A 9,561-nucleotide genomic window follows, 5' to 3' on the forward strand; every position below is an offset into this window, starting at 1 on the left:
CGTAATGCGGCTGTTGACGTGAAGGGCGAGGTCAAGTGACCATGTGTCCTCATACTGCTTTTCAGCGGTGGTGAAGGGGTGCTGTCTGGGCTCTGATCCGTAGAGAGGGGCGGCTTCAGGTAGAACGTCACGGAAAAAGGTGACGGCGTCATGGTCACGCCATGCGGTATTAAGCTGCACCGCCCCATCGCCCGCGCCCGTGCCATAGAGTGTGACCTGAATGCTCATGATAAGCGATTGAATGATGGTCACGCTCTGGTCGTGATACTCGCGGCTATTTGTGGCTTTGCGCTTACGAGAAATGATCTGCATAAGCGCGAAGGGAGGGAGTGGTGGTGTCGCGCGGTTTTGCTGGGCTTGTAGCACGACCCAACCTGACGGAAGCACCGTCTCCAGCCAGTCCCCAAGCGCCTTCATAATCTGTGGTTCGGTTGGGGTTAGTTGGATGTTTGAGGTTGTGCGATTTGCCGCGTAACAATCACTTTGCGCCATTCGTCTTCTCCCCATTCTTCGAGAACTTGGGTGATGAGCCACTCAGAGCCGTCAAAGACCAGCACATCGCCGCCGCTTTGAAGAGGGCGGTTAAGGGCATTTGCAGCGCCGCGAAGGTAAACCGCACGGGCATCGGATTGTTGCTGGAGGTTGTCCAGCAGTTGAAGGTCAGACGTTGACAGGGCCTGAACCTCCATCTGAACGGGAATGTCTTCGTAGCCGTCACTGACGCTATAATCGGGATTTCTGACAGGGCCGATGGAGCGCCTAAGCACGCCCTCTATCAGAGGATTGACTGCCGTCGTTAAGCCAAGCGCCATATCGTAGAGGTCAAGAACCATCGTCATCCTCCACCTGATAGGACACAGAGTTAAGCATATGTCCCGTGCGGATGAGGGGCTTTTGGAGGTCTTTATCTTTCTCAAAAGCGCCCGTTTCTTCCCAGTCCCGCAAGCGTGCCTCGATAGTGCTGACAGCCAGCATAGGATCATGGACGGCTTGGATGGCTTTTTTAATATCCTCAGCGGCGGCAGCGCCCCCGCGCTCTAGGGCGCCTTCAACATTCCCATTGCTGGTCTTCAAGACCCCTGTGATGGCTTTGCCCCACTGCTCATGGCGCTCATCAAAAGCAGGCCGCATGAAGGGACGAGCAGGGATGTTTTGCGCAGGAGAGCCGAATTCTTGCGTGGCGGCTACTACAGCTACGGACGTGCCGTCTGGGTAGGTGGCGTTTTCAAAGAAGCCAACCTTTACGGCTTTCTTTTTCCCAAGAGTTTCTTGGAGTTTTTTAAGGTGAGCCTGTAATCTAGCTCCGCCTTTAAAAGAGGCAGACATTGGTTTTACCTTGGAAAGAGACACGCTGTATGTATGGAGCGATAACTGGCAAGATTGCCCTAACGCTTGTGATTGTCGTGCTCTGCGCGGTTCGTATTGGGATGTTGGTCTATGCCCACAAGCGCGGCGGCCATGCCCCTCAAGGGATTGTGGCGCTTATTGTCCGTGTGGCAATCCCTGTACTCGTGGCGTTCTTGCTCTGGAAAGTGCTGTGGCACTGAGCCGTGCGTTGGCCGGTCTCTCTGATGTTCTATCGCACCTCACGGCCAAATCCTCGCCGGATGAGGGCGTCCGGGGGTCATCCTCATCTGGCGATATTGAGCGGTAGCCTGCCAGTAGGTGAGGCCGTATTGCGTTTGGGTAAACCAGCCCGCATGGGAAGGCAGGCCCGCCCCATCGAATGAGACGGAAACGGAGCCACGGGAGGCGGAGGCGATGCGCCCCACGCCGCCTTGCGTGCCTGTAGAGCCCGCCCCGCTGGCGTTGAGGCCAAGCTGGGCGAGATGAGCCATGAGAAGCCAGAGCAAGTCCTGCCGCTCCTCAACGTCTTGCACAATGGAAAAGGCGGTGTTGTTGAGGAACCGACATGCTTGCCGGAACAGCATGCGCGCCTGTGGCTCCTTCACGTTCTGCGCAAGGGGAGGGAAGGCCGCCGCCCAGTCTGTGTAGGAGAACTCAACAACACCGTCCGTCATTATTCTTTCTCCAGTTTGCTCACGTCTTTAGGCAGGTTGTCGGGGTCGTTCCCCTCTAAGCCTGTGCGCTCTTTGCTGAGTTCTGCTAAAGCAGCGTCCGCTTTTGTGGGGCTGGCTTCTGCGAAGACGAGCTTGCGGGTGACGAGGTCATTGCGCTCATTTTGTTTGAGCCACTCATTCCAGAAGTCTTCTTCTACCTGCGTGCGCCCAGCACGACCAAGAAGGCGGCCCTCAGCGGGATGATAGGTGGGGTCATGCTTGGCCCCGTTGAGTAGGACGGATTGGCGCGGGACAGAGGCCAGACCAATCGGCGCGGCGGAATTAGCTCGTTCTTTAAGGCTGTCGAGGTCGTGCAGTTCCAGCTCAACCCCGGAAGGGAGGCGGCATAACACCGTGATAAATTTAGCCATGTCTTAAATCCCTACCATCGTGACGCAAGCGACCGGGTAATACCAAATGGTGCCCCAGCTTCCCTGTGTTTTCTTCTGCCGAATGTTTGAGCTGTAGCGCTCAACGGCGTGGGCGCGGAGCTTCTCAGTGAAGGCGGTTTCAACGGTTTTTTGGCCGTCAACTTCTTCTAAGAAAAGCTGCATTTGAGTAATCTTGCTCAAGCCCCCTGCGAGGTCAGAGCCCGCTTCAGGCAGCGTTTTGACCGTCAGATTAGGCAGGTTCTCTTTCAGCAGGTCGCGCACGGTGGTGCGGAACTGGTTCGCGTAGAGCAGGCATTGCTGACGTGTTGTGGGGATGACTAACGTCATCTTGCTTTCAAGGTCAGCATTCCCGCCCATTTGTGCGAGGATTTTCTGAACTGCTTTGAGGATGTCGTTGTAGACCTGATTAGGGTCAGTGGTGCTCAGCCAATCTGTTCCCCCTGTGGCCGTTCCTGATGCGGTCACTTTGGGGGTAGGCTGAAGAGCAGCGGGAAGGGCTGGGTCATTAAGTGCGCCACGGAGCTGTAATCCTTCTACACCGAACAGGCTAATGCGGTTCTGTGTTTTGTTGAGGATAGAGATAGAGGCTTCGTTTTTCTGAGCCGCCCAGCCAATCTTGGCCGCGCCCATCATTTCAACTTCGCGCTCGCCCCATTTTGTCCAGGTTTGGTAATGGAAAGACTGACGCATGACCCAGTTGGCATTCGCGTCGCTATCGCCGTTCTGGCTGTAATCATCGTAAGAGGCTGTCTGGCCGGACATTTCCACGAGGGAGAATTGTGCGGTTTCAGTGAGCCAATCGCCCTTTTTGGCAGAACCGTAGATTTCTTCTGCTTTGGTAGGGGTGATGAGCACCTTGGTGACGCGAGGGTCTGTAAAGGTGCTGAAGATATTGGGAATGCCGCTATTGGGAGCGGTAACGGCGGCGTCATGAGCCATGCGGGATGGATTGTAGTCCTGCACGCCATGCACGCCATAATACTGCTTGAGTTGAGCAGGCGTAATCTGTGCCATGAGTGTCCTGTAAGAATATTATGCGGTGAGGGGGCCGGTGATGATGATTTCTGTTCCAGCGGGCGCGCCTTGTGTGACGATCCAGCCCGTATCAACGGTATTTTGTGGAGCAGAGCCGGGGGCTGCCGTTTGGAGTGTACCATCTTTGGTCGAGGCATAAACAGACTGCCCAACAGTGGCGTCCGTCTGGGAAAGCGCCCAGTAATCGCCACCAGATGAGAGCGTGACGGCAAAGCCTGCCGGGATGCTCATCGTTGCGCCTTGCAAATATTGGGTGGTTAAGCCTTGTTGGTCACGATGGACAAAGCCCGCAGGTTTGCCATTACCTGTGTTGGAAACAGTCATGCCGTCCTGATTGACCCAAGCGAAAGCGGCAATCAGCAGCCCGGAAGAGCCAGCGCGGAATCCCGCTTCAGGAGAAATGACAGAACGGCGTGGATTGGCAGAGGCCACCCCACCCGCATAACCTTGCGGCCATGTGTAATTAACGGATCTCTGAAATTCGGTGGACATGGGACTATCCTAGTTGGCGAGGAGGAGTGAACGGCAGTGAGGCGCTGTCGTTAGCGATGGGAGCAGGTGAGGCAGGGTATTGGCGATCAACCTTAGCCTGCACCAACGCCTTCAAGCCGGGTGTATTGACGCCTACGAGACTGTCATTGGCCATGCCCTGCTGAGAGAGGGCGTAGCGGTAAATATCTGCGGCGTTATCGAGGTCATGCACCTCGCCGACGAGAGGGCGGACATCACGACGCGCATCATTTGCCGCACGTTGGCGTTGGCGTTCGCGCTCCAGTCGGCGCTCTACTATGCGGTTAATGTCGCTATCTGTTGCGGCTTTACGCTCGCGCTCTTTGTCCTCGTCGTCATCTTCCGCTGGTTTCTTTTTGGGATCGTCTTCATCCTCATCTTCAGCGGGCTTTTTCGTGTCGTCGCCTTCATCCTTGGCGGCGGGCTTGCCGCCTTCCGTGTCATCGCCATCTTCGGCGGACTTCTTCGCTTTGTCGCCCTCCTCATCACCGTTGTCATTAGCGCTTGAGGTGAAGAGCTTCTTAATCGCGGCGATTGTGTCGTCCTCGGCGTCTTCGCCTAAGATGTCGCGCAACGCATTGTCTTGGCTGTCGCAGCCTGTTTTGTCTTTTGTTTCGGCCATAATTGGCGCTCCTTGTGCAGTATCGTGAACGGTGACGTCACTCCCAGCGCGGCCATTGGGCACAAGAGCCACATGGTTGCCGCGAATGTTGGTCATGCGTCCGTCATAGGGCTCGCCCTTGTAGGTGCCCGGTGTCATATCGGCATCGTAATCGTAGCCACAGGACAACTCGCGCTGCTGGCCAGATTTGATCTTCTCAATCAGTGGGCCGTCCCAGATGGTCAGCCCGTTTTTAAGGTAGGGGTCTTCAAAGATGGCGTTTCGCATCGTCGAGCCCACAACGATATGCTTTTGCGGGTCGGCAGCGGTGACGCGTGAGGTGTTCGTGGGGTGATCATCTAAAACGGGGAGGCCGTTAAAGGTCGCAGCGCCACGTTCGAGTTCGATAGGGTCACGGAGCAGACGGTAGGTCTGTTCGGGTTTGAGTCCAAGCTCTTCAGAGCGAGGGATTTCACGGCCAAAATAGCCGCAAATATTGGCCTTGCTAATGGGCGTGGTTTCCACATGCAGCCGCCCATCCTTGTCAAAGGTGCGCACGGAGCCCATGCGGTCAATGGCTAGTCGTTCCATGGGATTTCCAATCATTATAACCGGGAATGATATATTCGGCACGGCATCGGCAATTCACGAGCTGCCCGGGTTGGATGTATTGGCCCGAAATAAAGCAGCCTTTAGCGATGTCGTACCGCATGCCATCAGCGCGGCGATGGTCTTCACGGGAGAAACGCCCACCGCAAACATGCCGCCAATAGGCTTCTTTAAGGCCCAGCTCAGAGGCGCGCTGGCGTTCGACAAACTGACTGATCTTATTGTTTTGGTCAGTGGCGATGAACGCCGCCTTGCGCTCAGACACCCCGCAGCGAGACTGAAGTTTCTTTGTCAGCGTCCCAAGGTCGCCGCCCGCCATGACGGCTTCTGTAACAAGGGCATTGATGCCTTGCTGATATTGCTCACCGATCGAGGTGATGAGCCGAACATTGTACTGGGTGGCAATCTCAAGCTGTCGGCGAAGCGTTGCAGAGGGCTTGAATGTGATCCCAAATCCTGCGCGTTTAAGGCGGCGGCGCAGGTCTGCCTCTGCATCTGAACGGCCTCTTTCCACAAACTGCCCAGCAAGAGCTGCGCCCTGAGCGTTAAAGAGAAGCCGCCACTTTGCCTGCAATTGCTCGAGCGCATCTTGCAGTGCCGTCAGAGGGTTGGCATCAAGGGCGATCTCGGGTTCAGCGCGGCGGTAATGGGCGCGTATGGTCTGGAGCGTGTCGCGATGCATCCGCCGTATCAGAACGGTGAGGTGCTTGCGATATGTAGCCGCAACCCCTGCATTAGAGCGCCCTTTTTGCAAGCGTATTGAACGCCCGGGAGCGATAAGCTGGGCCATTAGAAGGCTCCACTCTCTCCGCTGTCCCCTTCAGAGCCACCAAGGTTGGGCGGTTCCGTCTCAGGAATACCGGGGGCTTCACCTGAGAGGTTCACGCCACGATACAGGCTGTTCTGATCTTGCTCTTCGCGCATCCGCGCTTCGTCAGGCGTGATCTTGCCCGCTTCGATGTTGATCTTGTCGGCTTCAGCTTTGGCTTTCTCTACACTCGCGGCTTTTTCATCATCGAGCTGCCAGAGATTGACGAAGTCAAAGTCGAGGCTCTCATCGATCTCGCCCCATAGGTTGAGCTGAATGAGACGCAGGATTTTCTCAAGAATGGGGCGCAGGTTGTTTTCTTGAAAGGCGGCGATCTCGTCATAGAAAACGCGGATTTCTCCCTCTGACGACGCATTAAGGCCGTTTGGTGTGATGCCGAACAGCTTAACAAGCGGAATACCGGGGATAGAGGCCATCGCCTCCATAGATTGCGCTTGCAGATCAGACAGGCCGCCAAGAGGAGTGGCGACGATAGAGACCTCTTCATTCTCTTTATCGGCCACAATCGTGCTTTGCCCTTCAGAGACTTGCTGCATGAAAGACGCGCGGCCCATAATCGTGCTGGTGCCATTGTGATCCATCACGCCACCTTGCATGGCCGCAGTCATGTCTGTCTTGAGCACCAACTTGGAGAAATTGGCCGTGATGTCGCTCACGCTATTGCGGGTTCGGAGGAAGTTATGAACGTAAGGGCGGAGCTGTTGGGTGAGTGACAGGCCACCAAAGTTAAAGGCAGGCTTGAAGATGTCGGGCACCTCGTAAGGCACCATCTTCAGCAGGCGGTCTTTATGGGTCAGGCAGCCTTGCACCCAGTAATTGTCAGGGTCGTAAAAGCCTGCGCGGTAGGGACTGTCAGCGTTAAAATAGTTGGGCGATGTCCAGACCGGATCAATAATCTTGAACCCGTTGAGGCTTCCCTTCTTAACGCCGTGCTCATTGATCTTGAGCGGAACATTTTGTCCCGTCGCATCAGCCGATAGGCCTACGATGTCGATCCAAAGATAACCAACGCCGTTTAGAAGGCTACTGAGCACTTGGCGATAGAGCAGAGCCCGCACATCAAGGCGCTTAAACTCAGCCTCAATCGCGCTGATCTTCTCAGCCGTCTCGCGTGATTGCTGTTCACGGGCGGCGTTAGCTTCTTCGTCCGTATCGTAATCGGTGATGTTGATGTTCTTGGTTGATTTAAATCGTATCCATTCCCGTGTTGCTTCACGGGCGATAATGTCGCATGGCTTACGGAACTCAGCACGCATGGCCATTTGGGAGAGGTAAGGATAGCCCATAAAGCCCAAACCATCCGCCAGCCATGACTGGATTGCGCCCGCATTGCCGGCGGCATAGGCGCTGATCTGTCCCTGCACGGCATCAAGGGCGCTGTCATTGGCCAATCTCTGCCTTTCTGGCACGACACCCGGCGCAGGCTTGCAAGGAGCAAGGCGCACGTCCAAGGGCGGCGCTCCATCTCCCCTCGCATCCTCAGCCGTGTAATGCCCAAACAGAGACGAAAGCCACGAACGCGGCTTCTCCTCTGACGTTGGATGCACAACAGGTTCACGCCGCTGTGACGGCGGCGTTGCTTTTTTGCGGAAGAGGGACATTATAAGGAATTTTTGGCTTGATTATTAAGAAAAATGTTCCTATAAATAGAAACAAGGAAGCCCAATGGGGCGCCTGACGGATCAAGAAAGGATCGACGATATGAGCAACCGAAATGAAAAACTTCTCTTCTGGATGGCCCTCATCAGCGCTATCGGGACGGTCATTCAAACGGCTTTTTCTATTGCCGACCATTTGACATCATGGTTCAAACATTAGGGGAGGGGGCTTGGCCCCTTATCCTTTTCTCTTAGGAGAAGACGAGATGACTGAAAAACTTATGCACTATTGGAGTGAGAAGCCGTCGCGCTTCATCGGTGCTATGGCCGCTCTTTTTGTGATAGCGCTTGTTGGGCGCGTATGCTGGAACCTCTCGCAATGAGCGAGTGGCGCTTAACGGCTGACCAACTTGCAGAAGCGGGCCGGGTTGCCTTTGGGCAGCGTTGGCAGAGCGACCTCGCTGATTACCTTGGGGTGGACTCAAGTCGAATCCGGGGCGTTCTGTCTGGGAAGCGACGTTCTCCGCCGGGGTGGACTGACGAGGTATTGCGGCTCCTTCGCGAACGGTCGCAGCAATGCCACGCTATGGAAACGACCTTGCGAGACGATATAGAGGCAAAACAGGCCCTTCTTGGCTAAACAAAAGACCGACGCACGATCTGCTGTCCTGCAAAGGCGGAGAAATCCGGCATCTTGCGGCGGTTCTGAATGAGGCCATCGAGGGCGTAGCGGGTGGCGTCAATCCAGTGATTGTTGGCGTCTTCAATCTTGGGTAAAATGGCTTCTGTCTGACGATCGACCTTGTAAGAATAGGTGCGGAATTCCCGCGCGATCTTCTCTGCACGTTTATGCACACGAATGCCACGGAAACCCTTGAGGCGCTCAATGCCGTCCTCGACGCTGCCTTTCCATTTCTTCGCTCCCGTAATGCGGTAGCCATATTTGTTCGCCATGAAGGAGATGGTCTCTGGACGGGCACAATCAGCGAGGATGGGCCATGAGCGTGTGCCCGGCACCTTGTCGAACAAAGCAGGGAGAGCGTCCATCTCAACGCCGACACCGCCTTCTGCATAGTCGATATGGAGCACGTCGTCAGTGATAAAGCACCGCACAATGGCCGTTGGGTCTTTGGCAAAGCCCCAATCCACACCGTAATAGAGGCGGGCGTCTTCAGGCGCTTCAAAGTCGCAGCCATACTCGACACGATAACGGAAGATCAGCGCTTCAGTAACCTGCTGATAGCCGCCTTCCCAGATATGGTCGTATTCGTCAGGTCGCGCTCTCTGGTCGCGTTCGCGCTCGTCATTGAGAACAGCAGGGAACCACGGATTGTCAGACCAGTTCGCGCACACCACGACAATCTTGGGATCAGCCTCGGCCTCTGTTGTGCGGAGGAACGCATCCACTGGGTCTTCAGCGTGCGAGGGGTTCCAGCTAAACCAGATTTCAGAACCGCGTTTACGGATGGTCGGACGCAACAGCTTGAGCGAATGAGCCGAGAGGGACTGAGCTTCTTCCACCCACGCAACGTCAAAGCCTTCCAGCGACTTGATCGAGTCCGCCGTATGGTTCTGCATCCCTTGGAAGATAATCACGCCGTCGCCCGGTGTGCGAATTTCCTTATCGAGCAACTCGAACTTGTCAGCTAAACCGTGCGCCATGATCTTGTCTGTCACGAGCTGCTTGACCGACATATTCAGTGACTTCTGGATTTCACGAATGCACACAGCCCGCAGGCCGGGGCGCATCATCGCTTGCGCTACGAGGTATTCAGCAAAGAAGTGAGACTTCCCAGAGCCGCGACCACCCCATACGCCCTTATAACGCGCAGGCTGGAGCAACGGCGCAAAAACACGCGGTGTCTGAATATCAAGGGGCGCTGTTTCTGTCATTTTTTGGGTCAACTATGGTGTGACGTATTTCAGT

At 55.5% G+C, this 9,561-nt stretch carries 14 protein-coding genes; 3 read left to right on the plus strand and 11 right to left on the minus strand.

The annotated features are described in order from the left end of the window. The 3 genes from GS535_RS05220 to GS535_RS05230 all read right to left on the minus strand — a co-directional run. On the minus strand, positions 1 to 492 hold a 492-nt coding region (locus GS535_RS05220; protein WP_160799170.1), incomplete at its 3' end, for an LIC_12616 family protein. After that, positions 438 to 833 (minus strand): hypothetical protein, encoded by a 396-nt coding sequence (locus tag GS535_RS05225; RefSeq protein ID WP_160793086.1) that lies wholly within the window; start codon positions 831 to 833, stop codon positions 438 to 440. The genes GS535_RS05225 and GS535_RS05220, both read right to left, overlap by 55 nt. Further along, the gene (locus tag GS535_RS05230; RefSeq protein WP_160793087.1) at positions 823 to 1,326 is read right to left on the minus strand and encodes a hypothetical protein; all 504 of its coding nucleotides are present in this window, start codon (positions 1,324 to 1,326) and stop codon (positions 823 to 825) included. The genes GS535_RS05225 and GS535_RS05230 overlap by 11 nt, the downstream gene beginning before the upstream one ends. Before the next feature lie 29 nt (positions 1,327 to 1,355). Between GS535_RS05230 and GS535_RS05235 the strand changes: the two genes are divergently transcribed. Continuing rightward, the gene (locus GS535_RS05235) at positions 1,356 to 1,547 is read left to right on the plus strand and encodes a hypothetical protein (RefSeq protein WP_160793088.1); all 192 of its coding nucleotides are present in this window, start codon (positions 1,356 to 1,358) and stop codon (positions 1,545 to 1,547) included. Positions 1,548 to 1,586: 39 nt separating this feature from the next. On the opposite strand, the gene GS535_RS05240 is transcribed toward GS535_RS05235, so the two are convergent. Genes GS535_RS05240 through GS535_RS05270 form a run of 7 tightly spaced genes read right to left on the minus strand, consistent with a single transcriptional unit; the run spans position 1,587 to position 7,637 of the window. After that, a complete protein-coding gene (locus tag GS535_RS05240) occupies positions 1,587 to 2,021 on the minus strand; it encodes a DUF4054 domain-containing protein (RefSeq protein ID WP_160793089.1) in 435 nt (144 codons plus the stop codon). Then, complete coding sequence (locus GS535_RS05245; RefSeq protein ID WP_160793090.1) at positions 2,021 to 2,431, minus strand: hypothetical protein; 411 nt, start codon at positions 2,429 to 2,431, stop codon at positions 2,021 to 2,023. The genes GS535_RS05240 and GS535_RS05245 overlap by 1 nt, the downstream gene beginning before the upstream one ends. 3 nt (positions 2,432 to 2,434) lie before the next feature. Then, positions 2,435 to 3,466 carry a DUF2184 domain-containing protein gene (locus GS535_RS05250; RefSeq protein ID WP_160793091.1) on the minus strand — a complete coding sequence of 344 codons (1,032 nt, stop codon included), beginning with the start codon at positions 3,464 to 3,466 and terminating at the stop codon, positions 2,435 to 2,437. Positions 3,467 to 3,484: 18 nt separating this feature from the next. Continuing rightward, positions 3,485 to 3,979, minus strand: coding sequence for a hypothetical protein (locus GS535_RS05255; protein ID WP_160793092.1), 495 nt, complete (start codon positions 3,977 to 3,979; stop codon positions 3,485 to 3,487). Positions 3,980 to 3,983: 4 nt separating this feature from the next. Further along, entirely contained in the window at positions 3,984 to 5,189 is a 1,206-nt protein-coding gene (locus GS535_RS05260) for a DUF2213 domain-containing protein (RefSeq protein ID WP_160793093.1), read from the minus strand. Continuing rightward, positions 5,170 to 5,997 carry a phage minor head protein gene (locus GS535_RS05265; protein WP_160793094.1) on the minus strand — a complete coding sequence of 276 codons (828 nt, stop codon included), beginning with the start codon at positions 5,995 to 5,997 and terminating at the stop codon, positions 5,170 to 5,172. Before GS535_RS05265 ends, GS535_RS05260 begins: the two co-directional genes overlap by 20 nt. Further along, entirely contained in the window at positions 5,997 to 7,637 is a 1,641-nt protein-coding gene (locus tag GS535_RS05270) for a DUF1073 domain-containing protein (RefSeq protein WP_160793095.1), read from the minus strand. The genes GS535_RS05265 and GS535_RS05270 overlap by 1 nt, the downstream gene beginning before the upstream one ends. 64 nt (positions 7,638 to 7,701) lie before the next feature. Between GS535_RS05270 and GS535_RS05275 the strand changes: the two genes are divergently transcribed. Beyond that, complete coding sequence (locus GS535_RS05275) at positions 7,702 to 7,854, plus strand: hypothetical protein (RefSeq protein ID WP_160793096.1); 153 nt, start codon at positions 7,702 to 7,704, stop codon at positions 7,852 to 7,854. A 159-nt stretch (positions 7,855 to 8,013) separates the two neighbouring features. Then, positions 8,014 to 8,274 carry a transcriptional regulator gene (locus GS535_RS05280; protein ID WP_160792580.1) on the plus strand — a complete coding sequence of 87 codons (261 nt, stop codon included), beginning with the start codon at positions 8,014 to 8,016 and terminating at the stop codon, positions 8,272 to 8,274. Here GS535_RS05280 and GS535_RS05285 read toward each other — a convergent pair. Further along, positions 8,271 to 9,527: a PBSX family phage terminase large subunit gene (locus GS535_RS05285; RefSeq protein WP_160793097.1), complete on the minus strand. Its 1,257-nt coding sequence runs from the start codon at positions 9,525 to 9,527 to the stop codon at positions 8,271 to 8,273. The two genes, GS535_RS05280 and GS535_RS05285, sit on opposite strands and share 4 nt — an antisense overlap. Positions 9,528 to 9,561 lie beyond the last annotated feature (34 nt).

The sequence above is a fragment of the Saccharibacter sp. EH611 genome (assembly GCF_009834765.1).
Taxonomy (GTDB): Bacteria; Pseudomonadota; Alphaproteobacteria; order Acetobacterales; family Acetobacteraceae; genus Saccharibacter.

What these genes read in the sequence shown, in the direction of transcription:
- GS535_RS05245 (WP_160793090.1), bottom strand. Translation starts at nt 2,431, where the DNA reads ATGGCTAAATTTATCACGGTGTTATGCCGCCTCCCTTCCGGGGTTGAG.
- GS535_RS05250 (WP_160793091.1), bottom strand. Translation starts at nt 3,466, where the DNA reads ATGGCACAGATTACGCCTGCTCAACTCAAGCAGTATTATGGCGTGCAT.
- GS535_RS05225 (WP_160793086.1), bottom strand. Translation starts at nt 833, where the DNA reads ATGGTTCTTGACCTCTACGATATGGCGCTTGGCTTAACGACGGCAGTC.
- GS535_RS05285 (WP_160793097.1), bottom strand. Translation starts at nt 9,527, where the DNA reads ATGACAGAAACAGCGCCCCTTGATATTCAGACACCGCGTGTTTTTGCG.
- GS535_RS05275 (WP_160793096.1), top strand. Translation starts at nt 7,702, where the DNA reads ATGGGGCGCCTGACGGATCAAGAAAGGATCGACGATATGAGCAACCGA.
- GS535_RS05260 (WP_160793093.1), bottom strand. Translation starts at nt 5,189, where the DNA reads ATGGAACGACTAGCCATTGACCGCATGGGCTCCGTGCGCACCTTTGAC.
- GS535_RS05280 (WP_160792580.1), top strand. Translation starts at nt 8,014, where the DNA reads ATGAGCGAGTGGCGCTTAACGGCTGACCAACTTGCAGAAGCGGGCCGG.
- GS535_RS05240 (WP_160793089.1), bottom strand. Translation starts at nt 2,021, where the DNA reads ATGACGGACGGTGTTGTTGAGTTCTCCTACACAGACTGGGCGGCGGCC.
- GS535_RS05270 (WP_160793095.1), bottom strand. Translation starts at nt 7,637, where the DNA reads ATGTCCCTCTTCCGCAAAAAAGCAACGCCGCCGTCACAGCGGCGTGAA.
- GS535_RS05265 (WP_160793094.1), bottom strand. Translation starts at nt 5,997, where the DNA reads ATGGCCCAGCTTATCGCTCCCGGGCGTTCAATACGCTTGCAAAAAGGG.
- GS535_RS05255 (WP_160793092.1), bottom strand. Translation starts at nt 3,979, where the DNA reads ATGTCCACCGAATTTCAGAGATCCGTTAATTACACATGGCCGCAAGGT.
- GS535_RS05230 (WP_160793087.1), bottom strand. Translation starts at nt 1,326, where the DNA reads ATGTCTGCCTCTTTTAAAGGCGGAGCTAGATTACAGGCTCACCTTAAA.
- GS535_RS05235 (WP_160793088.1), top strand. Translation starts at nt 1,356, where the DNA reads ATGTATGGAGCGATAACTGGCAAGATTGCCCTAACGCTTGTGATTGTC.